Origin of the sequence: Microbacterium sp. A8/3-1 (genome assembly GCF_040267695.1) — a bacterium.
GTDB classification, from domain to species: domain Bacteria; phylum Actinomycetota; class Actinomycetes; order Actinomycetales; family Microbacteriaceae; genus Microbacterium; species Microbacterium luteolum.
Genome location: NZ_CP158357.1, coordinates 4049187 through 4074284 on the forward strand (window position 1 = coordinate 4049187; position 25098 = coordinate 4074284).

The following is a 25098-nucleotide window of genomic DNA, read 5'->3' on the forward strand; positions in this document are numbered from 1 at the left end:
GACTACGAGCGTACTCGGGTGGGCCCGCCGGATGCCGGGCGCGTCGTCAACAAGAACCTGGGTTCTTTCCGTGTCAGGCGGTCGCGAAGCCGTGGGCCTGGGCGACGGCGTCGAGCGTGATGCGCCCGCCCTGCACGTTCAGACCCTTCGCGAGGGAGGGATCTTCGGATGCCGCGCGCTCCCAGCCCTTGCCGGCGATGGCCGAGACATAGGGGAGCGTCGCGTTGGTCAGCGCGCGTGTGGCCGTCTCGGGGACGGCACCCGGCATGTTCGCGACGCAGTAGTAGATCGCGTCGTGGACGGCGAACGTCGGGTCGTCGTGCGTGGTCGGCCGCGAGCCCTCGAAGCATCCGCCCTGGTCGATCGCGATGTCGACGAGCACGGCGCCCGGCTTCATGCCGGCGACCATGTCGTCGGTGACGAGCTTCGGGGCCGCCGCGCCGGGGATCAGCACCGAGCCGATCACGAGGTCGGCCGTCGCGAGCTCCTCGGCGATGTCGTAGCGGCTCGACGCGCGTGTCTCGAGCGCGCCTCCGTAGCGGTGCTCGAGCTCGCGCAGTCGAGGCAGCGAGATGTCGATCACGGTGACCTTCGAGCCGAGGCCCAGTGCGTTCGCTGCGGCGTGCTCCCCGGCGACGCCGCCGCCGATCACGACGGTCTTCGCGCGGGGCGTGCCGGCGATGCCGCCGAGCAGCATGCCGCGGCCGCCGTTCGAGCGCAGCAGCGAGTACGAGCCCATCGTGACGGAGAGCCGACCGGCGATCTCGCTCATCGGCACGAGAAGGGGCAGGCTGCGGTCCGGCAGCTGCACGGTCTCGTAGGCGACGGCCGTCGTGCCGGCATCGACCAGGGCGGTCGTCAGCGCGCGGTCCGCGGCGAGGTGCAGGTAGGTGAAGAGCGTGAGGTCGGGGCGGAGGAACCCGTACTCCTGAGCGATCGGCTCCTTGACCTTGATCAGCAGATCCGCCTCGCCCCATGCCTCGGCTGCGGTCGCGACGATCTCGGCGCCGACGGCCCGGTAGGCGTCGTCGTCGATGCGTGAGCCGACGCCCGCGCCGGACTGCACGAGCACGCGGTGGCCCTCGTGGACGAGACGGTCGGCACCCGCGGGGGTGAGCGCGACGCGGTTCTCGTTGTTCTTGACCTCGGTGGGCACGCCGATCTTCATCGATCCTCCAGGACTAGGTTTGCGTGGATACAGAATCGCAGAAACGTCGACCAGGCAACAGATTCCCTGAAGATGATTCGATCAAGGCCCAGATCCTGAATAATCGTTCATATGGAGACGACATCGCAGGGTCCTCAGCCGAACACTCTTCGGGCACCCGCCCTGGACCCGACGGATGCGAGGATCGTGCAGCTGCTGGCCGAAGACGGGCGGATGACCAACGCCGAGCTCGCCGGTCACCTCGGGGTCGCCCCCTCGACGGCGCACGCGCGACTGCGCGCCCTCGTCGAGCGCGGGGTCATCACCGGATTCCACGCCAGCGTGGACGAGCGGATGCTGGGGGCCGGGCTCCAGGCGATCATCGGCGTGACGCTGCGCCCGAGCGGACGGCGCGAGAGCATCGTCGAGTTCGCCGAACGCGTGCGAGTGCTGCCGCAGGTGATCCAGGTCTTCTTCCTCGGCGGGGACGACGACTTCCTCCTGCACATCGCTGTCGCCGACTCGTCCGAGATGCGCGAGTTCGTGCTCGAGCATCTGTCGGCGCAGAGCAGCGTCGCGTCCACGCGGACGAGCATCGTGTTCGACTATCACCGCAACTCGGTGGCCGCCTCGTTCGCGTGAGTGGATCAGCGCGGGTCGGGCTTCCCGCTCATGCGCCGAAGGACGCCGGAAGGGCGCAGTAGTCGGCGAAACGTCGCCTCGGGTTCGCGGGATCGGTGACATCGACGATCGCGGCGGCGACCGTGTGCGGCGCTTCATCGCCCGCGAGCTGCCAGACGACGTAGTGCCACATGCCGCGGGCCGTCTCGCTCAGCAGCGTGGACGGACCCGAGACGACGAGCACACTGTCGCTCGCGGAGTTCGCGCGGAACGGCACGATCACCTCGGTGCGGAGGACCTGCTCATCGCCGTCGGCGGAATGCCTCCGCTCGACCTCGAGTCCTGCCGCGCGCAGCGCCGCGGCGAGCTCGTCGGCGCTGCGGCCTGAACGCTCGGCATCTGCTCCCGCCACGGCGAGAAGCCGTCGCCCACGCGGGTACAGATGCAGGAACTCGGAGGAGATGTCGGTCCACACGTCGGCCATGGATCCAGGCTACGCCGGGCGATCGGGTCGCGGGCCGACGCGGGATGGCGGAATCGTCCCTGCGCGCAGGGAGGCCCTCGGATGCCGAACCGCGCATCCGAGGGCCTCCCTGTCCGCTCAGTCCTCGTCGACGAGGAAGCGGCTGTAGGCGCCGAGCGTGAGGAACGTGGGGAACTCCTCCTGCAGGGCCACCTCGCGGAAGATCTCGGCGGCATCGTCGAATCGGTCGCCGGCGCTCCGGGTCGCCGACGCGATGACCTGGGTGATCAGCCCCTCGACGTACTCCGCCGTGATCGGCGTGCCTTCCTGCGTGACGCGGTCCTGGTGGATCCACTGCCACACCTGCGACCGGCTGATCTCGGCCGTCGCGGCATCCTCCATCAGGTTGTCGATGGCGACGGCGCCGAGGCCGCGCAACCACGCCTCGAGGTAGCGGATGGCCACCGACACGTTGTCGCGCACGCCGCGGTCGGTCACCGCGCTGCCGATGCGGAGATCGAGCAGGTCGCGCGCCTCGACGTGCACGTCGTCGCGCTGACGGTCGATCTGGTTCGGGCGATCGCCGAGCACGGCGTCGAACTCCGCCTGGGCCGTCGGGATCAGGTCGGGGTGGGCGACCCAGGTGCCGTCGAAGCCGTCGCCGGCCTCGCGCTTCTTGTCGGCGGACACCTTCTCGATCGCTCGCGCGGTCACCTCGGGGTCGCGACGGTTCGGGATGAAGGCGCTCATGCCGCCGATCGCGAAGGCGCCCCGCTTGTGGCAGGTCTGCACGAGCAGCTCGGTGTACGCCCGCATGAACGGCACCGTCATCGTGACCTCGCTGCGATCGGGGAGCACGAAGCGCGCACCGCGGCCGCGGTAGTTCTTGATGATCGAGAAGATGTAGTCCCAGCGCCCGGCGTTGAGGCCGGCGCAGTGATCACGCAGCTCGTAGAGGATCTCGTCCATCTCGAACGCGGCGGGCAGCGTCTCGATGAGCACGGTCGCGCGGATGGTGCCGTGCGGGATCCCGATGTACTCCTCGCTGAACGAGAACACGTCGTCCCACAGCTTCGCCTCCTCGCTGGACTCGAGCTTGGCGATGTAGAAGTACGGGCCGCGGCCGCCGTCGATCAGCGCCTGCGCGTTGTGCAGGAAGTAGAGACCGAAATCCACGAGCGAGCCGGATGCCGCCGTGCGGCGGCCTGCGCGATCGGTGAACGACACGTGCTTCTCGGGCAGGTGCCACCCGCGCGGCCGCATCACGATCGTCGGGGTGCGCTCGGCGGTGACGCGGTACTCCTTGCCGTCGGGGGAGGTGAAGGAGAGGTCGCCGCGGATCGCGTCCCGCAGGGACAGCTGGCCCTCGATGACGTTCTTCCAGGTGGGACTGGTCGCATCCTCCTGGTCGGCGAGCCAGACCCGTGCGCCGGAGTTCAGCGCGTTGATGGTCATCTTCGGGTCCGTCGGGCCGGTGATCTCGACGCGGCGGTCCTCGAGTCCGGGGCCGGCGCCGGCGACGCGCCACTCGGCGTCCTCGCGGATGTGGGCCGTGTCATCGCGGAAACGAGGGTCGTGCCCGTTGCCGATCTCGAAGCGGCGGCGCATGCGGTCCGCGAGCCGGTCGTGGCGGCGCGAGGCGAACCGGTGATGCAGTTCGGTGAGGAAGGCGATGGCCTCGGGGGTGAGGATCTCGTCATAGCGGTCGCGCACGGGTCCGGTGATCGCGATCGCCGGACCCTGCTGGGTCGTCTGGATCGGAGCCGTGGTCGGGGGAGCGGTGGGAGTGGTCATGATCTGAAGTCCTTTGCGTGGTGGGGTGCTTCGACAGGCTCAGCAACCCATGGGTCCCTGAGCCCGTCGAAGGGCCCGTGACGGATCAGTGGAACTGTGCGGCTTCGGTGGAGCCGGCGAGGGCGAGGGTCGCGCTGTCGGGGTTGAGCGCGGTGGAGATGACGTCGAAGTAGCCGGTGCCCGCCTCGCGCTGGTGCTTGGTGGCGGTGTAGCCGTCCGCCTCGGCGGCGAACTCGGCCTCCTGCAGCTCGACGTACGCGCTCATGGCGCGTTCGGCGTAGCCGCGGGCGAGGTCGAACATCGAGTGGTTCAGGGCGTGGAAGCCGGCAAGGGTGATGAACTGGAACTTGTATCCCAGGTCGGCCAGGTCCTGCTGGAACGTCGCGATCTCGGCGTCCGACAGGTGCCGCTTCCAGTTGAAGCTCGGAGAGCAGTTGTAGGCCAGGAGCTTCCCGGGGAACTGCGCGTGGATCGCGGCGGCGAACTCGCGGGCGAGCTCGATGTCGGGTTCCCCGGTCTCGACCCAGAGCAGATCGGCGTAGGGAGCGAAGGCGAGTCCGCGGCTGATGACCGACTCGATGCCGGGGCGGATCCGGTAGAAACCCTCGGTCGTGCGCTCGCCGGTGGTGAACTGCTGGTCGCGCTCGTCGACGTCGCTCGTGAGCAGGTCGGCGGCGAGGGCGTCCGTGCGGGCGATGATGACCGTGGGCACGCCCGCGACGTCGGCAGCGAGTCGCGCGGCGTTCAGCGTGCGGATGTGCTGCTGCGTGGGCACCAGCACCTTGCCGCCGAGGTGCCCGCACTTCTTCTCGCTCGCCAGCTGATCCTCCCAGTGGATGCCGGCGGCACCCGACTGGATCAGCGACTGGGCGAGCTCGTAGGCGTTCAGCGGGCCGCCGAAGCCGGCCTCGGCGTCCGCGACGATCGGGGCGAGCCAGTCCTGGGTGATCTCTCCCGTGCCGGCGAGGGCCTCGGCGTGCTCGAGCTGGTCCTGGCGGATCAGGGCGTTGTTGATGCGGCGGACGACCGCGGGCACCGAGTTCGCCGGGTACAGCGACTGGTCGGGGTAGGTCTGGCCCGCGAGGTTGCCGTCGGCCGCGACCTGCCACCCCGAGAGGTAGATGGCCTTGAGGCCCGCCCGCACCTGCTGCACGGCCTGACCGCCGGTGTAGGCGCCGAGCGCTCGCACGTAGTCCTCGGTGTGCAGGAGGTTCCACAGGTTCTCGGCGCCGCGGTGGGCGAGCGTCGACTCCTCGCGGACGGAGCCGCGGATGCGGATGACGTCCTCCGCGGTGTAGGTGCGCTCGACGCCGTCCCAGCGCGGGTCGGTCTCCCAGATCTCCCGGAGCTCCGCGGCCGTCTGAACCTGGTCGCCGGCGCGCAGTCCGGCGGGGCGAGGTGCGGGGGTTGCTGCGGTGTTCGTCATGGTGTCTCCTCGATGAGAGTGGGTGGCTTGGCATCCACTCTGTGTGAAGTTCTCACCCTCCGATGACCGATCCGGGGGTGAAGAATGCCGAAAATTCTGTTTCTGTGACAGAATCGCGGCCATGACCCCTTCGACAGGCTCAGGGACCCAGGTCTCCGACGCGGAAGACACCGACGCCCTCACGATCGGTCGGCGCATCCGCCAGCTGCGTACCGCGCGGGGGCTGACGCTCGAAGACCTCGCGGCCGCTGTCGATCGCGCTCCGAGTCAGCTGTCGATGATCGAGACCGGCAAGCGCGAGCCCAAGCTGACGCAGCTGCAGGCCATCGCGAGGGCGCTCGGCGTCACGATCGATGCGCTCCTCGAGGGCGAGCCGCTCGACGAACGCAGCGCGATCGAGATCGCCCTGGAGCGGGCGATGAAGGGACAGACATTTCGGGCGCTCGGGATCGACCCGTTCCGGATCGCGAAGTCGGTGCCGACGGACGCGCTCAGAGCGCTCCTGGCCCTGCACGGCGAGATCGATCGGCTGCGCGACGAGCGTGCGGCCACGCCGGAGGAGGCGCGGCGGGCGAACGTCGAGCTGCGGCACCTCATGCGACGGCAGGACAACCACTTCGCCGACCTGGAGACGAAGGCGTCGGAGATCCTGGCGGCGGTCGGCCACCCCGGCGGTCCGCTGACCCAGCGCACGGCATCCGAGATCGCCGCCTATCTGGGGTTCACGCTGCATTACGCGCCCGATCTGCCGCAGACGACGCGCAGCGTCGCCGACCTCGCGCACGGACGCCTGTACCTGTCGAGCAGCGTGCCCGCCAAGGGGGATGCCCGGACCGCGGTGCTGCAGGCCCTGTCGAGCCGCATCCTGGGCCACTCCGAGCCCCGCAGCTATGCGGAGTTCCTCCGCCAGCGCGTCGAGACCAACTACCTGACCGGCGCACTCCTCATTCCCGAGGCGCACGTCGTCCCCTCGCTGAAGGATGCCAAGGAACGGCGCTCCATCTCGATCGAGGATCTGCGCGACGCGTACTCCGTCTCCTACGAGACGGCTGCGCACCGGTTCACCAACCTCGCGACGCGCCACCTCGACATCCCCGTGCACTTCCTCAAGGTGCACGAGTCGGGCACGATCACGAAGGCGTACGAGAACGACGACGTGAACTTCCCGACCGACCGCCTCGGCGCGATCGAGGGGCAGATGTGCTGCCGGCGCTGGACGAGCCGCGTCGTCTTCGATGAGGACGACCGCTTCAACCCGTACTACCAGTACACCGACACCGGCAACGGCACGTACTGGTGCACGGCCAGGGTCGAGGCGTCGAGCGAGGGTCTGCACTCGGTGAGCGTTGGGGTGCGCTTCGACGACACGAAGTGGTTCGTCGGGCGCGACACCGGCCACCGAGGTGTGTCGAAGCACTCGGTCGAGGTGTGCTGCCGGCAGGCGCCTGCCGAGCTCGAGGAGCGCTGGCGCGAGAACTCCTGGCCGAACGTGAAGACTCCCCGCACGCTGCTCGCGACGCTGCCGACGGGTTCTTTCCCCGGGGTCGATACGACCGACGTGTACGAGTTCCTCGAGGCGCACGCGCCCCGCTGACGTCGGATGCTCGCGGTCAGTCCCGCGCCGTCTGCAGCAGGGTCCAGAGCTCGGCGCGCGCGGGGAACGACGACAGGTCGATCCCGAGCATCCCTCCGGCCTGCGCGATGCGGGAGCGGAGGGTATGCCGATGCACGCCGAGCGCGGTGGCGGCGGACTCCGCGCGCGCGTCGTGCTCCAGCCAGGTGCGCAGCGAGCGCTCGAGGTCGGAGCCCGTCCGCGCGTCGTGCTCGCGCAGCGGTGCCAACCGGGACTCGGCCACCAGGCGCGCCTCGTCGGTCGCGAGAGCCGTGAGGATGCTCGAGCCGACGGTGTCGGCGTACCTCACCGCGCCGCGCTCGCCCTGCTGACGGAGCGCCGTGAGCGCCTGCGCGTGCGCGCGCGAGAAGGCGTCGTAGCCCTCCGGATCCGAGACGCCGACGCGGATGCCGAAACGCACGGCGATCTCATCGAGGAGGTGCTCGTCGCCCGCGGACAGGCAGAGCGTCACGCCGTCCTCGGACTCGGCGAGGAAGAAGGGTGTGCCGTGCTCGGCGCGGTGCCGTTCCCACCAGTCGGTCAGGGGACCTGCCGGCGCATCCGCCGCCACCGCGACGATCATCGGGGCGGGCGGGAGACCGCCGAGGACGCGCCTGGCCAATCCCGGATCGTCGGCGAGGAGCGAGCCGAGCAGCTGGGCGTGCAGCCGACGGCGGCTCCGCGCGAGCTGCTCGCTCTGCTCCATGGCCAGTCCCGCCATCGCGATGACCGACGTCACGACCGAGCGCGCCTCCGCGTCGAGCACGTCGACCGCGAGCGCGACGACGCCGCGGAGGTGTCCGCCCCGCCCGACGGTGAAGAGCGTGAAGGTGCGGTGCTCGATGGTGAGCGACTGACCGGCCTCGAGTCCGCGGGTCAGGATCTCGATGACGCGCTCGCCGAGGTCGTCCAGCACGCCCGATTCGACCCCATCGCGTGGATGCGAGCTGAGCAGTGCTCCCGCGGCGTCGAACATCCCGGCCCACACGTCGAGACGCCGGCCGAGCTCGGCGATGGTCGCGTCGAGCCCGTGCGGGCGGAGCGCGGCCAGGGCGAGTGCGCGCTGCGTGTCGAGTGCCCACGATCGGCGGGCATAGGCCTGTGCGGCGATGGCCTCGGAGTGCGCGCGGGCGACGGCGATGAACGGTGTGCGGTACGGCACCTCGAACAGCGGCATCCCGCGCGCGGCGCAGGCGTGGATGAGCTCGTCGGGGATGCCGGAGCGGTGCACCTCGGTGCCGAAGCCGAGTCCGAGCACCCCGCGATCGGCGAGCCGCCCGACGTACATGTCGATGTCGCCCTGCTCGTCGAACTGCCGGCCGGTGGTCAGCAGAGCCAGGTCTTCGGAGAGGAACGGCGTGGGGTCCTCGAGATCGGAGCTGTGCACCCACCGCAGCGAACGGTCGAGCGCGCTCTCCGAGAGGTCGTCCTCACGCGAGACCAGGGTGAGTCCGAGGTCGCGACGGCGCAGCAGGGCCCGCAGCGTGGGCTCTTCGGCGACGGCCATGGCGGACTCCTGTTGTACAGTTCGGCGATCTGTCTCTCCAGATTGTACAAGCGGGTGAGTGCGACGGTGTCGTCGGCCGCCGTACGCTCGCGAACATGGCACTCCTCGACACCGCAGCTGTTGCAGTTCCCCTCGGCGGACCCGAGCTCCCTCAGGAGCGACGCCTCGTCACCGCGCTTCCCGGGCCGCGCTCGGCCGAGATCCTCGCGCGCAAGGCGGATGCCGTCGCCGCGGGTGTCGGCCACACCGTTCCCGTCGCGACCGTCGCCGCCGGCGGAGGCGTCGTGGTGGACGCGGACGGCAACTCGCTCATCGACCTCGGCTCCGGCATCGCCGTGACCACCGTCGGCAACGCGCACCCGAAGGTCGCCGCCGCCGTCGCCGCACAGGCAGCGCAGTTCACGCACACGTGCTTCATGATCTCGCCCTACGAGTCGTATATCGAGGTGGCGGAGGCCTTGAACCGGGTCACGCCCGGCGACTTCGCCAAGAAGAGCGCCCTGTTCAACTCGGGTGCCGAAGCGGTCGAGAACGCGATCAAGATCGCCCGCAAGCACACCGGCCGCCAGGCTGTCGTCGCCTTCGACCACGGCTACCACGGGCGCACGAACCTGACCATGGCGCTCACCGCCAAGTCGATGCCGTACAAGAGCGGCTTCGGGCCGTTCGCGCCCGAGGTCTACCGCGCGCCGATGTCGTACCCGTTCCGCGACGGCCTCGCCGGCCCCGAGGCGGCGGCCCGCGTCATCCTCCAGCTCGAGAAGCAGATCGGCGCCGACAACCTCGCCGCGGTCATCATCGAGCCGATCCAGGGCGAGGGCGGATTCATCGTTCCCGCCGAGGGCTTCCTGCCCGCCATCGTCGACTGGTGCCGTGCGAACGGCGTGGTCTTCATCGCCGACGAGGTGCAGACCGGCTTCGCCCGCACGGGCCACATGTTCGCGAGCGAGATCTTCGGCATCGAGCCCGACCTCATCACCACGGCCAAGGGCATCGCCGGCGGTCTGCCGCTCGCCGCCGTCACCGGACGCGCCGAGATCATGGACGCCTCGCACTCCGGCGGCCTCGGCGGCACCTACGGCGGCAACCCGATCGCCTGTGCCGCGGCGCTCGCCGCGATCGACGTCTTCGAGAACGACGGCGTGATCGAGCGCGCCCGCGAGATCGGCACGATCCTCACGGACCGCCTCACGGCGATCCAGCAGGGCGACGCCCGCGTGGGCGAGGTGCGCGGTCACGGCGCCATGATCGCGGCCGAGTTCGTCGACCCCGAGACCAACGCTCCGGATGCGGCTCTCACGGCCGCCGTCGCGAAGGCCTGCATCGCGCAGGGCGTGATCGTCCTCACCTGCGGCACGTACGGCAACGTCATCCGGTTCCTGCCTCCGCTCGCGATCGGTGACGATCTGCTGAACGAAGGACTCGACGTCGTCGCAGCGGCCCTCGCCGCCGCCTGACACCACACGTCCGGTCGCGACCCTGATCGGGGGATTGCGGGTCGCGACCGGCACTTCACGCCCCCGACGAAGGAGTTGCACATGGCTGAGATCACCCGCGATGTACTGATCATCGGCGCCGGAGCCGCAGGGCTCACGGCGGCGAACGACCTGCGCAAGGCCGGCCTCTCGGTCGCCGTGCTGGAAGCGCGGGACCGCGTCGGCGGTCGGCTGTGGACCGACGTGATCGAGGGCGCGATGCTCGAGATCGGCGGCCAGTGGGTCTCTCCGGATCAGGACGCGCTGAAGGATGCCATCGAGGAGCTGGGACTCGAGACGTACAGCCGCTATCGCGAGGGCGACAGCGTCTACGTGGGCCCCGACGGCCAGTCGCACCGCTTCACCGGCGAGATGTTCCCCGTGGCGCCCGAGACGGAAGCGGTGATCGCCGAGATGACCGAGCGTCTCGACGCCATGGTCGCCGAGATCGACCCGGATCGCCCCTGGGCGCACGCCAAGGCCGAAGAGTGGGACACCGTCACGTGGGACGCCTGGCTGCGCGCGCAGACCGACGACGACGAGGCCGTGCGCAACCTGGCCTTCGCCACCGGCACCGCGATGCTCACCAAGCCCACGCACTCGTTCTCGCTGCTGCAGTCGCTGCTGATGGCCGCATCCGCCGGCTCGTACTCGAACCTCGTCGACGCGGACTTCATCCTCGACAAGCGCGTCGTCGGCGGGCTGCAGCAGGTGCCGCAGCGTCTCGCCGAGCGTCTGGGCGACGACGTGCTGCTGAACCAGCCCGTGCGGAGCCTCGAATGGGGTCCGAACGGTGTGAAGGCGACGACCGACGACCTCACGGTCAGCGCCCGCTACGCGATCCTCGCCCACGCGCCGGTGCTCTACAGCCGCATCTCGTTCGTCCCGCCGCTCCCGCGCCGCCAGCACCAGATGCATCAGCATCTGTCGATGGGCTTCGTGATCAAGGTGCATGCCGTCTACGAGACGCCGTTCTGGCGGAAGGACGGCTTGAGCGCCACCGCGTTCAGCCCCTACGAGCTCGTGCACGAGGCGTACGACAACACCAACCACGGCGACGAGCGCGGCACTCTCGTCGGCTTCGTCTCGGACGCGAACGCCGACGGCGTCTTCGAGCTCTCCGCCGAGGAGCGCAAGGAGCGCATCCTCGAATCCCTCTCGCACTACTACGGCGACGAGGCCAAGAACCCGGTCGTCTACTACGAGAGCGACTGGGGCAGCGAGGAGTGGACCCGCGGCGCCTACGCCGCGAGCTTCGACATGGGCGGGCTGCACCGCTACGGCGCGGACCTGCGCACCCCGGTCGGACCGATCCACTTCGCCTGCAGCGACTTGGCCGGCGCCGGATACCAGCACGTCGACGGAGCGATCCGCATGGGCCAGCTCGCCGCTTCGAACATCGTGGACGCGATCCGCGACGCCGGCTCCGCCGAGGACGCCGTCTGATGACCGGCTCGGTCGTCGTCGGCTACACCGCGACGGACACCGGAGCGGATGCGGCGGCCCTCGGCGCCCGCCTCGCCCGCAGCCTCGGCGCGACGCTGCATCTTGTGATCGTGCTCCCGAACGAGGGCACGCGCAGCGCGGCGGTCCCGCCGGAGCGCGCCTACGAGGAGCACATCCGCGGCCAGGCGAAGAAGTGGCTCGCGGACGCGATCGTCCGGCTGCCGCAGGAGCTCACCCGCAACGGACATGTGCGCTTCGCCGAATCCTTCGCCGAGGGGCTCATCGCCGCCGGTGAGGAGTTCGATGCACGCGTGATCGTGGTCGGTGCAGCCGGAGGCGGCATCCTGGGTCGGCACCGACTCGGCAGCGTCGCCTCCGAGCTCCTGCACTCGTCGACCATCCCCGTCGCGCTCGCGCCGGTGGGCTCGGCTCAGCAGGACGATCACGTCATCCCGCGCGTCACGGTCGCCGTCGGCACCCGTCCGGGCGCTGACGCGCTGCTCGACGAGGCGGTGGCCCTCGCCGGCGACACCGGCGTCGACCTCCGGCTCGTTTCCCTCGTGCCGTTCGACGTCCCGCCGGGCCTCGACACGGGCGCGCTCCGCGTGGTCGGAGACGAGCATTCGCAGGAGGTTCTCGCGGTCGCCTCGGAACTGCTGCCCGACGGCCGCACCGCCGTGGTCGAGAAGGCACCGGGAGACAGCGTGGAGGATGCCGTCGCGCACCTCTCCTGGCTCCCCGGCGAGGTCGTCCTCGTCGGCTCCAGCCGGCTCGCCCAGCCGCGCCGGCTGTTCCTGGGCTCCACGGCAGCGAAGATGCTGCATGAGCTGCCCGTTCCGATGATCGTCGTCCCGCGCACCCGCGCCGAAGCAGGAGTCCGCTGATGAGCAGCACGAATCGGGCGACGGAGCCCGAATCCGGTGTCACGACCGGCATCTCCACGAAGGGCCTGAGCGCCGGGACCATCGGCCTCATCGGCGCGGTCGTGATCGGGATCTCCTGCATCGCGCCGGCCTACACGTTCACGGCGGCTGTCGGGCCCACGGCATCCGTCGTCGGCGCGCAGATCCCCGCCATCATCCTCGTCGGCTTCATCCCGATGCTCCTGGTCGCCTTCGGCTATCGCGAGCTCAACAACCGGATGCCCGACTCCGGCACCTCCTTCACCTGGGCGACCAGGGCCTTCGGCCCGTGGATCGGCTGGATGGCCGGCTGGGGCCTGATCGTCGCGACGATCCTGGTGCTGTCCAATCTCGCCGGCGTCGCGGTCGACTTCCTGTTCTTGCTGCTCTCGCAGATCACGAACAATCCCGACATCTCGGCGCTCGCCAGCAACACCTGGATCAACATCGGGGTGTGTCTGCTGTTCATGCTCGGCGCGACCTGGGTCTCCTACCGAGACATGCAGACCACGCAGAAGCTGCAGTACTGGCTCGTGAGCTTCCAGATCCTGGTGCTCGTGTTCTTCGCCGGCGCCGCGATCGTGCAGGCGGTCAACGGCAACGGGTTCGACTACCAGCCGTTCGACCTCAACTGGTTCAACCCGTTCGCGATCTCGTCGTTCAGCGCCGTGGCGGCGGGTCTCTCGCTCTCGATCTTCATCTTCTGGGGCTGGGACGTCACCCTCACCATGAACGAGGAGACCAAGGATCCGGAGAAGACCCCGGGACGCGCAGCCACCCTGACCGTCCTCACGATCGTGTCGCTGTACCTGCTCCTCGCCGTCGCGATGATCATGTTCGCGGGCGTCGGCACCGGCGACCTCGGACTCGGCAACGAGGACATCCAGGAGAACGTGTTCTTCCACCTGTCCGGTCCGATCCTCGGCCCGCTCGCGTTCCTCGTGTCGCTCGCCGTGCTCACCAGCTCCGCGTCGTCGCTGCAGTCGACCTTCGTGGGGCCGGCGCGCACGCTGCTGGCGATGGGCCACTACGGAGCCCTGCCGAAGTCGTTCGCCAAGGTCAGCCCGCGCTTTTTCACCCCCGGGTATGCGACCATCGTCTCGGCCATCGTGGCCTCCGCGTTCTACGCCGTCATGCGCGTGGTCAGCGAGGACACGCTGTGGGACACGATCCTCACCCTCGGCATGATGATCTGCTTCTACTACGGCATCACCGCGTTCGCGTGCGTCTGGTACTTCCGCAAGCAGTGGTTCGACTCGACGCGGAACTTCTTCTTCACGTTCCTGTTCCCGCTCGTCGGCGGCGTCATCCTCGCGGTGCTGTTCTTCACGACCCTGATCGACTCGATGGATCCGGCATACGGCTCCGGATCGCAGATCGGCGGCGTCGGCATCGTCTTCATCCTCGGGATGCTCATCATCGTGGTGGGTATCGCGGTGATGATCTGGCAGCGGGTCAAGCGGCCCGCGTTCTTCCGCGGCGAGACGCTCGGCATCGACGCTCCGCCGAGCCTTCGCCGCCGCTGACCCCGCACTCCTCCCCACAGAAAGAGAATCCATGAGCACTCAGACCGAGCAGGCGCTGCTCGACAGCATCCCCACCGGCCTCTTCATCGGCGGCGAGTGGACGGATGCCGAGACCGGCGGCACCTTCGACGTGCAGGACCCCGCGACCGGAGCGGTCATCCGAACCATCGCCGACGCGACGCCCGCCGACGGCAAGCGCGCGCTCGACGCGGCAGTCGCCGCGCAGGACTCGTGGGCGGCGACCGCTCCGCGCGTGCGCAGCGAGATCCTCCGTCGGGCGTTCGACCTGGTGCAGGTGCACAAGGAGGACCTGGCGCTGCTGATGACGCTCGAGATGGGCAAGCCGCTCGCGGAGGCGCGCGGCGAGGTCGGCTACGGCGGCGAGTTCCTGCGCTGGTTCAGCGAGGAGGCCGTGCGGATCAGCGGCCGCTACGGGATCAACCCCGAGGGCACCGGCCACATGGTCGTGTCGCAGCGTCCGGTCGGACCGTCGTTCTTCGTGACGCCGTGGAACTTCCCGTTCGCGATGGCGACGCGCAAGATCGCGCCGGCGCTGGCCGCCGGATGCACGGTCGTGATCAAGCCCCCGGCTCTGACGCCCCTGACGACGATGTTCTTCACGAAGCTGCTGGAGGAGGCGGGCCTTCCCGCCGGCGTCGTCAACGTCGTGCAGACCTCGAAGTCGAGCGCGCTGTCGGCACCCATCATCGCCGACCCGCGTCTGCGCAAGCTCTCGTTCACGGGATCGACCGAGGTCGGCCGCAAGCTCATCGCCCAGGCGGCCGAGGGCGTGCTGCGGGTCTCGATGGAACTCGGCGGCAACGCGCCGTTCGTCGTCTTCGAGGACGCCGACCTGGACACGGCCGTGGAGGGCGCGCTGGCCGCGAAGTTCCGCAACATCGGGCAGGCGTGCACGGCGGCGAACCGCTTCATCGTGCACAAGGACGTCGCCGCGGAGTTCGCCAGCAAGGTGACCGAGCGCGTCAACGCCATGAAGATCGGCCGAGGCACCGAGGAGGGCGTCGCGATCGGACCGCTCATCGATGCGGATGCCGTCGCGAAGGCGGGCGAGCTCGTCGGCGACGCGGTCGACCGTGGGGCGAAGCTCCTCGCGGGCGGCAAGGCCGTCGAGGGCACCGGCACGTTCTACGAGCCCACCGTGCTGACCGATGTCGTAGCAGGATCGGCGATCCTCCGCGAGGAGATCTTCGGACCGGTCCTCGCGATCGCGACCTTCGACTCCGAGGACGAGGCCGTGCGCCTCGCGAACGACACCGAGTACGGACTCGTCTCGTACGTCTTCACCGAGAACCTGCAGCGCGGCCAGCGCATGATCGACAAGCTCGAGACCGGCATGATGGGCCTCAACGTGGGCGTCGTGTCGAACGCGGCAGCACCCTTCGGCGGCGTCAAGCAGTCCGGCGTCGGACGCGAGGGCGGCTTCGAGGGCATCCACGAGTACCTGTCCACGAAGTACACGCTGATCCCCGTCTCCTGATACACGGAGTGGGTCCCTGAGCACGTCTGCGGGCCCACTCCTTCCCCCACCTGAGAGGACACGACATGACCGACTACGCCGTCATCAACCCCGCCACCGGAGAGACGCTGGCGTCCTTCGACACGTTCACGGACGCGCAGATCGACGAGGCCGTCGCGGCCGCCGACGAGGCGCATCGCGACTGGTCGCGTTCGTCGACCGTCGCGGAGCGCGCGGCGCTCCTCCGCCGCGCCGCCGAGCTGCACCGCGAGCGTCGGGAAGAGCTCGCCGACGTGTTCGTGCGCGAGATGGGCAAGCCGCGCGAGGCGGCCCTCGGCGAGGTGGACTTCGCCGCCGACATCGCGGAGTACTACGCCGACCAGGCCGAGGCCATCATGGCCGACCAGCCGATCGCGATCCTCGGAGACGGCTCGGCGATCATCCGCCGTTCGTCGCTGGGGCCGCTCATCGGGATCATGCCGTGGAACTTCCCGGCGTACCAGATCGTGCGGTTCGCGGCGCCGAACCTCATCGTCGGCAACACGATCCTGCTGAAGCCCGCCCCGCAGTGCCCCGAGTCGTCGACAGCACTCGAGGCGATCTATCACGACGCCGGATTCCCGAAGGGTGCGTACCAGAGCGTGCTCGCCACGAACGAGCAGATCGCCACGATGATCGCCGACCCGCGCGTGCAGGGTGTGTCGCTCACCGGCTCCGAGCGGGCGGGTGCCGCTGTCGCCGAGATCGCCGGTCGCAACCTCAAGAAGGTCGCGCTGGAGCTCGGCGGGTCCGATCCGTTCATCGTGCTGTCGACCGACGACCTCGACGCGACCGTCCAGGCCGGCGTCGACGCGCGCCTCGACAACAACGGCCAGGCGTGCAACGGCGCCAAGCGCTTCATCATCGTCGACGGCCTCTACGATGCGTTCGTGGAGAAGTTCACCGCCGCGATGGGTGCGGTCGAGGCGACCGATCCGATGCTCGACGACACGGTCCTCGGGCCGGTTTCGTCGGAGACGGCGGCGGAGAACCTGCAGAAGCAGATCGACCAGGCCGTCGAGCAGGGAGCCACGCTGCTCACGGGCGGCACGCGCGACGGAGCCTTCTTCGCGCCGACTGTGCTCGCCGACGTCACGCCGGCGATGAACGTCTACCGCGAGGAGCTCTTCGGTCCCGCTGCTGTCGTGTACCGGGTGGCAGACGAGGATGCGGCGGTCGCGCTGGCGAACGACACGACCTTCGGTCTCGGCTCCTACGTCTTCACGACGGATGCCGACCAGGCGGAGCGCGTGGCCGACAGGATCGAGGCCGGCATGGTCTACGTCAACCTCGTGCTGGCCGACAGCCCCGAGCTGCCCTTCGGCGGCATCAAGCGCAGCGGTACCGCGCGTGAGCTGGGGCACCTCGCCGCCGACGAGTTCGTGAACAAGAAGCTCATCCGCATCGGCTGAGCGGCGGTCCGTGCCGCGCGCACGTACTGAAGGAGATCTCGCGGAATGAAGGAGCGGATGCCGCATCCGCTCCTTCAGGACGCGAGATCTCCTTCGTCTTGTGCGCGCTGCCAACACCCGATCCAGGGCTGCTGAGCGGGCGTAGGGTCGAAGCATGGCCAACGTCGCTGAGAACATCGTCAAGACTCTGCACGCCAACGGGATCGATCGGGTCTACGGCATCCCGGGCGACTCGCTCAACGGCTTCACGGATGCGCTCCGCAAGGACGGCACGATCCGCTGGGTGCACGTGCGGCACGAGGAGGCTGCGGCCTTCGCTGCCGCAGCGGATGCCGCCACGACGGGCGAGCTCGCCGTCGTCGCCGGATCCTGCGGTCCCGGCAACCTGCACCTCATCAACGGGCTGTTCGACGCGAACCGCTCCCGCGTGCCGGTGCTCGCGATCGCGGCACAGATCCCCACGACCGAGATCGGCACCGGCTACTTCCAGGAGACGCATCCGCAGGAGCTGTTCCGCGAGTGCAGCGTCTACGTCGAGTACGTCGCCGACCCCCAGCAGATGCCCCGCCTGCTCGAGATCGCGATGCGCGCTGCCATCGAGCAGCGCGGCGTCGCGGTGCTCGTCATCCCCGGTGACGTCGCCCTCGCCGAGATCGCGGACGACCGCGCCGTGGTGATCGAGCGCGCCCGCCCGGTGATCATCCCCAGCGGCGCCGAGCTCGAGAAGGCCGCGACCCTGCTGAATGCCGCGAAGAAGGTCACGATCCTCGCCGGCGCGGGTGTCGAGGGCGCGCACGACGAGGTCATCGCCCTCGCCGACAAGCTGGCGGCCCCGATCGTGCATGCGCTCCGCGGCAAGGAGTTCATCGAGTACGACAATCCGTTCGACGTCGGGATGACCGGGCTGCTCGGCTTCGCTTCGGGCTACCGCGCCATGGAGGCGGCCGACGCCCTCCTGGTGCTGGGGAGCGACTTCCCCTACGAGCAGTTCTATCCGGATCACGCCACCACCATCCAGGTAGACATCCGCGGTGCGCAGCTCGGCAAGCGGCATCCGCTCGATCTCGGTCTCGTCGGCGACGTGCGCGCCACGGCCGAGGCGCTGCTGCCCCGGCTGGCGACGCGCGACGACCGCGGTCACCTCGACGACGCCACCGCCCACTACCGCAAGACGCGGAAGAAGCTCGACGAGCTGGCGGTGCCGGCGAAGGGCAAGCGCCCCATCCACCCGCAGTACCTCGCCAGACTCGTGAACGAGTACGCGGCCGATGACGCGATCTTCACGGCCGACGTCGGATCGCCGACCGTGTGGGCTGCCCGCTACCTCTCGATGACCGAGGACCGCCGTCTCATCGGCTCGTTCACCCACGGGTCCATGGCGAACGCCCTGCTGCACGGGATCGGCGCGCAGGTCGCGCATCCGGACCGTCAGGTCGTCGCGCTCGCCGGAGACGGGGGACTCTCGATGATGCTCGGCGAGCTCCTCACGCTCACGCAGAACAAGCTGCCGGTGAAGACGATCGTCGTGAACAACTCCTCGCTGAACTTCGTCGAGCTGGAGATGAAGGCCGCCGGCTTCGTCACCTACGGAACGGGCCTCGAGAACCCCAGCTTCGCCGCGATCGCCGAGGCGATGGGCATCTTCGCGCGCCGCGTCGAGCGCAGCGAGGATCTGCCGGATGCCGTGCGCGAGGTGCTCGACCACGACGGGCCCGCCCTGCTCGACGTCGTCACCGAACGACAGGAGCTGTCGATGCCGCCGGCGATCGAGGCCGCGCAGGTCAAGGGCTTCGCCCTCTACGCGATCCGCACGGTCATGTCGGGGCGCGGCGACGAGCTGCTCGACCTCGCGAAGGCCAACTGGCGCCAGCTCTTCTGAGCCGGCGGGACAGCTCCGCGGCGCTCAGCTCTCGGTGAGCGCGCGCACCTCGGCGGCCTCGCTGTGCCGGCCGAGCGCCTCGAGCACGTCGCCGAGCTCGAGCGCCGCGACCTGACGCAGCTGAGGGATCTCTCCGCCGTGCTCAAGCGCGCTGCGGTAGACGGGCACCGCGTCATCCGCGCGCTGGTTCCCCGCGAGCACGCGCGCGGCGAAGAGCTCCGAGCCTCCGGCGGCCCCCCTGTCTCCGAGTCCCGCGAAGCCGTCTGCCGCCGTGAGCGCCGCCGCGACGGCCTCGTCCACCCGTCCGAGCTCGGCGAGAGCCCGTCCGCGGGAGTCGGTCACATCGGCCAGCAGCCAGCCGGCATCATGCTCCTGCGCCAGGGCCGCGACCTCGTCGAACAGTCCGAAGGCGCGCTGGTCGCCGCGTCCGCCGTAGGCCTGGCCGAGGCTGTGCAGCACCTCGGCGCGGGCCCCGGCGGCATCCTCCGCCTGCCGCACGATCTCCGCCGCCGACTCGAGGAGGGCGATCGCGTCGTCGTTCTCGTCGAAACGGGCGAGGATCTTGGCCTGCTCCGTCATCGCCATGGCCTGGTCGGCGTGCTCCTCGGCCTCGCCGAACAGCTCGGACGCGTAGCCGTGCGCGCCCACCGCCTGGCCGAATTCGCCGGCGGCGCTCAGCGAACGCGCGAGCATCGACGCTGTCATGGCTCGTGAACCCGGGGACACCTCGGCCTGCTCCTCCTGCTGGAGCACCTCGCCGAACAGCTCCGCGGCTTCGACGGCATCACCGGCGCGCAGCATGGCGCGCGCCATCCGGAAGTTCGTCGCGGTGGCGTCGCCCCCGGCCTCGCCGCCGATACGCGCCGCGAGTCGATAGCGCGCCACGGCCTTCTCAGGCTCGTCGGCGTCTTCCCAGAGCGCGCCCGCGAGCAGGTGCGCCTCGGCCAGCGCGCGGGTCGCACCGAGCTCGGCGAGCAGCCGGCAGGAGTCGTCCGCGTCGGTGGCCCCCTCGACATAGGCGCTGCCGGCTCCGCGAACCCGCGCCCTGGTCTGGTGCGCCTGCGCCCGATGGCCGGCACTCACGTCGTCCTGCGCCAGGAACCGATCGAGCAGCGAAGATGCCGCCTCGATGTCGCCCTTGCTCAGCAGGGCCGAGATCGCGACCAGGGTGGTCGTGTTGGAAAGCCGTGTGTCCTCGGCCTCGGCGAAAGCCCGCGCTGCCACCTCGGCGAGGTCGAGCGCGGCATCCGCTTCATCGGCCTGCAGGTGCAGAGACGCACGGCTGATCGCCAGATCGCCTCGCGACCACGCCGGGAGTGCGGCGGCCGCCGCGATCTCCTCCTCGAGCCCAGCGGTCGCCTCCGGAGTGTTCAGCCCGAAGGTCGCGAGGCCCAGGCGCTCCTCCAGATCGGCCTGCTCGCCCCGGCCGGCGGCGCGCAGAGCAGCGATCCGCTCGGGCAGCAGCTCAGCGGCCTCGTCGGTGCGATCGAGGGCGATCAGGATCCCGAGACGCATGGACTGCAGCTGTGCGAGCTTCGCGGGGTCCTCGACCTCGAGTGCACGCGGCAGGGCTTCGAGCATCTCGTGCTCCGCGCCGAACTGCGCGAGCTGCATCGCGCGCTCGTACCAGCCGTCGGCGTCGACCGGCGCGACCGACGGCGCCGGAGCGGTGAAGGCGTCGGAGCGGATCGGCACGTCGAACTGCTCGGCCTCGAGCGCCCGCATCCGCGCCAGGGCGCGCGAGTGACCGTCGGTGCCGTCGCGCTGGTCGAAATCCGCGCCGATCCGCTCGGCGGCGGCCCAGGCGGATGCGGCCAGGTCGGCAGCGCCCCACGCGCCGTCGTGCGGGCCGAACAGGGGGACGAGGGAGGCGGCATCGGCGCCGCGCACCGGAGTCTCGCCATGCCCCGCGGCGGTCACCCGGTCCAGCGCGACCGCGAAGGCCGCGAGTGCGGCGAAATGGGCGTCGACGTTCAGTCCGTCGTGCGCCAGCCACCCGATATGGCGTTCGACCATCGCAAGGGCGCGGGCCTCGTTGCCGGTCACCGCGGCGAAGACGATGTTGCCTGCGACGATGCGCAGATTGTCGGGGTTGTCCTTGGCCAGCCGGTAGCTGCGCAGGTGCGCGGTCTTCGCGTCGTCGAGGCGTCCCGCGCGCAGATAGGGAAGCAGCACCCGCGACAGCGCGTGCTCCGGCTCCTCGCCGCAGGAGAAGCCGCCCTCGATCATCTCCTCGACGAGGCGGATGGCGTCGGCATCGCGGTCCGTCTCGGCGAAGAAGCCGGCGAACTGACTGCGGCCGCAGGCGTCGCAGTGGCTGTGCTCGTCGCGAGGGGTCGCCTCGAGCTGCACCCGCAGCGTCTCGGCGTCGTCGAAGCGTCCGGCATCCCAGGCATCCTCGAAACGCGCCGTGAGCACGCCGCTCAGTCCGAGTCCGGCGGCACGGTAGTGCGACTCCATGTCGTCGAGCACGGCGGCGATCTGCTCCTGCGAGAAGGCGGGGGAGGAGCGCAGCGACGAGGCCATCCACTTGAACTGCCACATCAGGTCGGCGCTGCCGTTGTCGATGTCGGCGGGGAAGCGCTGCGGGTCGGCGTCGTGGTGGGCGAGGCACCACGCGAACGAGTTGAGCATGACGTCGGTGGCGCCGCCCATGTTGGCGGATGCCGTCTGCCGCATGCGCGCCTCGTACTCGAGCCGCTCATCGCCGAGCTCGACGGCCAGGGCGACGGCCTCGGCGACGAGCGCCTGTTCCGCCGGGCCCCACGGGGTGCGGTCGATCTCCTCGATGAGCTGCTGGAAGCGCTTCTTCGGACGAGCCATGCACGTGCCTTTCGATGGAGATGTCAGTGGGCGTCGCCGAAGGGGATCGAGTCCCCTTCCAGGCCGGCCGAGAGCGAGACGAGATCGGAGAGCGCGCTGGTCATCAGCGCGCGGTCGGCATCGCCGAGCGGATGATGGCCCGCGAGCAGCGCCTGGATGTACAGGAGCTGCACGGTCCGGGCGAACACGGCGTCGTCCTGCACCCGCACGAGCGCACGCACCACGCGGTTCGACCAGTTCAGGCACAGCCGGGCGCGGAGGTCGTCTTCGCGCGCCGTCGAGAGCGTCCGGTCGATGCGGTCGAGCACGCCGCCCCACAGGGCCCCGGTGACACCCTTGGTGCGTCCGCGATCGATCGCGCGCAGCACCTCGGGGTCGGCGACGTAGAGGCCGGCGAGGTCGGTGCGGTCGATCGAGCGGACGACGACCGAGCAGTCGGATGCTGCGAGCACGGCGCCGGCGCGCGCTTCGAGGGCCACAGCGGCATCGCGGTCGTCGAGAGGCGGCGGATCGAGCCGGTCGAGCTCTCCCGTGACGTCGACCTGCTCGACCGAGACGTGCGGATGCAGCTCCGGCAGCATCCGGATCAGATCGGCGTCGTACAGGTAGCCGCCGTTCACGAGCACCTCGTCGGCGGGGGAGATACCGGCGACCTGGCGGAACTCGTCCACGCTCTGGGCATAGCGGATGTGCGGATACCGCTCGACGAGATCGCCGATCCGCATCGTCCCATGCGTGGTCTCGACGGTCAGCCAGCGCGTGATGAAGCGCGCGAGTTCCTCGTCGTGGCGTACGAGCGACTTGAGGCCCACCTCGTGCACCGCGACGAACTGGGCGAGACGATGGGGTTCGCGCAGGCCGAGCTCCAGCACCCAACGGCGGATGCCGGCGCCGAGCTGCTCGCGGACCCGCTCCAGCGCCGCGTCCTCGACCAGCGACTCCCGGCTCGCCGTGGGGGCGAGTCCGGTGGAGTCGACGACCGCGCGCACGAAGAACGCCCAGTCCGGCAGCACGTCGTCGACGCGCTCGGAGAGCAGCATCCGTCCGAGGTACATCCGGGTCGCCTGGCGAGCGCCCGGCGGGGGCGCGTAAGGGAGCACGTAGGCGAGGCCGCGGGTTCCGGTCGCGGACTCGGCGAGCTCGATGACGTCGAGGGGAGCTGCGCCGAGCATGTCCCGTCCGTAGGTGACGGCCGCCTCGAGGTCGTCGGCCGGGTCGAGGAAGGGCGGATCCCTGGTGATGTCGACGTCGCCGCCGGGCGCGTCGACGGTCACCCGCACGGGGAGGAACTCGCCGAACGTCGTCGCGAGCTCGTGCACGGCCGCGGGGCGGAGCAGCTCGTCGGCGTCGAAGCGTGGCACGAGGTGCACGCTGGTGCCGATGGGGAGCTCCTCATCGATCTCTGAGACCTGGAAGGTGCCGTCGGCGCTGCCGGTCCACTCGACCGAGGCGCCTCCCTTCGCACTCCGGGAGCGGATGACGATGGTGTCGGCGACCATGAAGCAGCTGAGCAGTCCGATCCCGAACTGGCCGAGGTAGTCGCTGCGGGGCAGGTCGAAGATGTCGCGCTTCGAGCTCCGTCCCACGGTGGCGAGGAGATCGGCGACCTCGGACGCCGTCAGGCCGACGCCGTCGTCGCGCAGGACGAACTCGCCGTTCTCGGCGGTCAGCGGGGTGATCCGGATGCGGCCGCCTCCGCCGTCGACCTCGCGACGGGCCGTGATGGCATCGCGCGCGTTCTGCAGGAGCTCGCGCAGATACACCCGAGGACTGGAGTAGATGTGCCTGCTGAGCAGGTCGACGACTCCGCGCAGGTCCACCTGGAACTGCTGCACATCAGCGCTCACCGGCGCTCCCTCCCACTGCATCCGCTCGCCGAGCCTAACAACAACACCGGGCCCTCCTCGGTTCGGCTTCCCTCGGAGGATGCCGTATGCTGGGTGAGCAGTTGTTGTCTGCATTCTTTCGCCGTGCCTGGGATCTCCCGATCACAGTTCGGTGGCAGAGTGGGGAGAACACCCCGAGGCTTCCGGGCCTCTAGGGCGGTAGCTCAATTGGCAGAGCAGCGGTCTCCAAAACCGCAGGTTGCAGGTTCGATTCCTGTCCGCCCTGCGCGTCAGCGCAACGCTGACACACGAAAGGTACATTCAGGATGGATCAGGAAGAACCGCGCGGCGAGCTGGTCGCGGCCGGCGCCACCCGTGAGAAGAAGGGCAACCCCTTCTCCCGGTTCTTCGGGGGCATCGCCCTGTTCATCCGTCAGGTCATCTCCGAACTGCGCAAGGTCGTCACGCCGACTCGCAAGGAGCTGTTCAAGTTCACCGGTGTGGTGCTCGTCTTCGTTCTGATCGTCATGGGCATCGTCTACGGCTTGGACACTCTGTTCGCGTACGTGACGCACTGGGTATTCGGAATCCCCGACTGATGACGCCCGCGGCTCACGCCGCAGCTATGGAGAAGAAGCAACGTGTCTGAACGATATTCCGACGACGCCGACTGGGCGACCGCCGCAGAGCAGTCCAGCGAGGAGGACGAGGCCCAGGAGGGCAACGTCCTCGCCGCGGAGGAGCTCTCGGTCACCTCGGCCGAGCATGTCGCCGTCCACGTCGAAGACGAGGACGAAGACGAGGGCAGCACGGAAGACATCGACATCGACATCGACGACCCGGAGGCGGACGCGATCGTGAACGACGCTCTGAACTTGGACGAGACGGCTGAGACCGAGGCTGCGGCCGAGGTACTCAACGATTCCGTCGCAGAGGAGACCGCAGAGCAGGAAGCTGCGGCGGCCGACGAGGTCACCCCCTACGACGGCCCCGACGTGAACGGCGAAGACGACCGTCCGTCCGAGGACGACGAAGACGACGACGCCGAGGAGGACCCGTACGAGGCCTTCCGCCTGGACCTGCGCATGCTCCCCGGCAAGTGGTACGTCATCCACTCCTACGCCGGCTTCGAGCGCAAGGTGAAGGCCAACATCGAGCAGCGCAAGTCGACGCTCGAGGTCGAGGACGAGATCTACCAGATCGAGGTCCCGATGGAGGACGTCGTCGAGATCAAGAACGGCCAGCGCAAGATGGTCACGCGCGTGCGCATCCCCGGCTACGTGCTGGTGCGCATGGAGCTCACCGAGGACACCTGGTCGGTCGTCCGTCACACGCCGGGCGTCACCGGCTTCGTGGGCAACGCCCACAACCCGACGCCGCTGCGCTTCGAAGAGGCCTTCAACATGCTGAAGTCCCTCGTCGAGGTCAAGGACGTCCCCACTGCCAAGAACATCGCGTCGAAGGGCGGCGTCGCCGTCGCTCGTCCGCTGCCGGCCGAGGTCGACTTCGAGGTCGGCGAGACCATCACGATCAAGGAGGGCTCGTTCGCGGGTCTTCCCGGTTCGATCAGCGAGATCAAGCCCGAGAGCGGCAAGCTCACGGTCCTCGTCTCGCTCTTCGAGCGCGAGACCCCGGTCGAGCTGTCGTTCGACCAGGTCACCAAGATGGTCTGACCCCACGGGGTCGCTGAACCAGACGCACGAGAACGGCCGTCCCTTTCGGG

The 25098-nt window shown here is 69.6% G+C and carries 18 protein-coding genes and 1 tRNA gene; 12 read left to right on the top strand and 7 right to left on the bottom strand.

Annotated features, from left to right (window positions below; translation table 11 throughout):
- Positions 1-73: 73 nt before the first annotated feature.
- Positions 74-1168 carry an alanine dehydrogenase gene (gene ald, locus ABS642_RS19820; protein ID WP_282216239.1) on the bottom strand — a complete coding sequence of 365 codons (1095 nt, stop codon included), beginning with the start codon at positions 1166-1168 and terminating at the stop codon, positions 74-76.
- Between the two features lie 111 nt (positions 1169-1279).
- Here ald and ABS642_RS19825 point away from each other — a divergent pair, with 111 nt between their 5' ends.
- Positions 1280-1789, top strand: coding sequence for an Lrp/AsnC family transcriptional regulator (locus ABS642_RS19825; RefSeq protein WP_282216240.1), 510 nt, complete (start codon positions 1280-1282; stop codon positions 1787-1789).
- A gap of 28 nt (positions 1790-1817) precedes the next feature.
- Here ABS642_RS19825 and ABS642_RS19830 read toward each other — a convergent pair whose 3' ends face one another.
- From ABS642_RS19830 to aceA, 3 genes are all read right to left on the bottom strand, one after another.
- A complete protein-coding gene (locus ABS642_RS19830) occupies positions 1818-2252 on the bottom strand; it encodes a hypothetical protein (RefSeq protein WP_350351464.1) in 435 nt (144 codons plus the stop codon).
- 117 nt (positions 2253-2369) lie between these two features.
- Entirely contained in the window at positions 2370-4025 is a 1656-nt protein-coding gene (gene aceB / locus ABS642_RS19835; protein WP_350351465.1) for a malate synthase A, read from the bottom strand.
- Positions 4026-4110: 85 nt separating this feature from the next.
- Positions 4111-5451 (bottom strand): isocitrate lyase, encoded by a 1341-nt coding sequence (gene aceA, locus ABS642_RS19840; RefSeq protein WP_282216243.1) that lies wholly within the window; start codon positions 5449-5451, stop codon positions 4111-4113.
- Positions 5452-5572: 121 nt separating this feature from the next.
- Here aceA and ABS642_RS19845 point away from each other — a divergent pair, with 121 nt between their 5' ends.
- Positions 5573-7045, top strand: coding sequence for a helix-turn-helix domain-containing protein (locus tag ABS642_RS19845; protein WP_350351466.1), 1473 nt, complete (start codon positions 5573-5575; stop codon positions 7043-7045).
- 16 nt (positions 7046-7061) lie between these two features.
- Here the strand turns inward: ABS642_RS19845 and ABS642_RS19850 are convergent, their stop codons facing one another.
- Positions 7062-8570, bottom strand: coding sequence for a PucR family transcriptional regulator (locus tag ABS642_RS19850; RefSeq protein WP_350351467.1), 1509 nt, complete (start codon positions 8568-8570; stop codon positions 7062-7064).
- A 95-nt stretch (positions 8571-8665) separates the two neighbouring features.
- Between ABS642_RS19850 and gabT the strand changes: the two genes are divergently transcribed.
- The 7 genes from gabT to poxB all read left to right on the top strand — a co-directional run bounded on the left by gabT (position 8666) and on the right by poxB (position 18726).
- Positions 8666-10027: a 4-aminobutyrate--2-oxoglutarate transaminase gene (gabT, locus tag ABS642_RS19855; RefSeq protein ID WP_282216246.1), complete on the top strand. Its 1362-nt coding sequence runs from the start codon at positions 8666-8668 to the stop codon at positions 10025-10027.
- A gap of 81 nt (positions 10028-10108) precedes the next feature.
- Entirely contained in the window at positions 10109-11491 is a 1383-nt protein-coding gene (locus ABS642_RS19860; RefSeq protein ID WP_350351468.1) for an NAD(P)/FAD-dependent oxidoreductase, read from the top strand.
- A complete protein-coding gene (locus tag ABS642_RS19865) occupies positions 11491-12375 on the top strand; it encodes a universal stress protein (RefSeq protein ID WP_350351469.1) in 885 nt (294 codons plus the stop codon). The genes ABS642_RS19860 and ABS642_RS19865 overlap by 1 nt, the downstream gene beginning before the upstream one ends.
- Positions 12375-13919 carry an APC family permease gene (locus tag ABS642_RS19870; protein ID WP_282216249.1) on the top strand — a complete coding sequence of 515 codons (1545 nt, stop codon included), beginning with the start codon at positions 12375-12377 and terminating at the stop codon, positions 13917-13919. The genes ABS642_RS19865 and ABS642_RS19870 overlap by 1 nt, the downstream gene beginning before the upstream one ends.
- Positions 13920-13950: 31 nt before the next feature.
- Positions 13951-15417: an NAD-dependent succinate-semialdehyde dehydrogenase gene (locus ABS642_RS19875; RefSeq protein ID WP_350351470.1), complete on the top strand. Its 1467-nt coding sequence runs from the start codon at positions 13951-13953 to the stop codon at positions 15415-15417.
- 65 nt (positions 15418-15482) lie between these two features.
- Positions 15483-16847 carry an NAD-dependent succinate-semialdehyde dehydrogenase gene (locus ABS642_RS19880; RefSeq protein WP_350351471.1) on the top strand — a complete coding sequence of 455 codons (1365 nt, stop codon included), beginning with the start codon at positions 15483-15485 and terminating at the stop codon, positions 16845-16847.
- A gap of 154 nt (positions 16848-17001) precedes the next feature.
- Positions 17002-18726 (top strand): ubiquinone-dependent pyruvate dehydrogenase, encoded by a 1725-nt coding sequence (poxB, locus tag ABS642_RS19885; RefSeq protein ID WP_350351472.1) that lies wholly within the window; start codon positions 17002-17004, stop codon positions 18724-18726.
- 24 nt (positions 18727-18750) lie between these two features.
- Here the strand turns inward: poxB and ABS642_RS19890 are convergent, their stop codons facing one another.
- Both ABS642_RS19890 and ABS642_RS19895 read right to left on the bottom strand, forming a co-directional pair.
- A complete protein-coding gene (locus ABS642_RS19890) occupies positions 18751-21549 on the bottom strand; it encodes a hypothetical protein (RefSeq protein ID WP_350351473.1) in 2799 nt (932 codons plus the stop codon).
- Positions 21550-21572: 23 nt separating this feature from the next.
- Positions 21573-23417 carry an HSP90 family protein gene (locus ABS642_RS19895; protein WP_350351474.1) on the bottom strand — a complete coding sequence of 615 codons (1845 nt, stop codon included), beginning with the start codon at positions 23415-23417 and terminating at the stop codon, positions 21573-21575.
- 171 nt (positions 23418-23588) lie between these two features.
- Here ABS642_RS19895 and ABS642_RS19900 point away from each other — a divergent pair.
- The 3 genes from ABS642_RS19900 (at position 23589) to nusG (ending at position 25048) form a co-directional block, all read left to right on the top strand.
- Positions 23589-23661, top strand: a tRNA-Trp gene (locus ABS642_RS19900).
- Positions 23662-23701: 40 nt separating this feature from the next.
- Positions 23702-23974 (top strand): preprotein translocase subunit SecE, encoded by a 273-nt coding sequence (gene secE / locus ABS642_RS19905; protein WP_282216255.1) that lies wholly within the window; start codon positions 23702-23704, stop codon positions 23972-23974.
- Positions 23975-24016: 42 nt separating this feature from the next.
- Positions 24017-25048 (top strand): transcription termination/antitermination protein NusG, encoded by a 1032-nt coding sequence (gene nusG, locus ABS642_RS19910; RefSeq protein WP_282216256.1) that lies wholly within the window; start codon positions 24017-24019, stop codon positions 25046-25048.
- Positions 25049-25098: the final 50 nt, after the last annotated feature.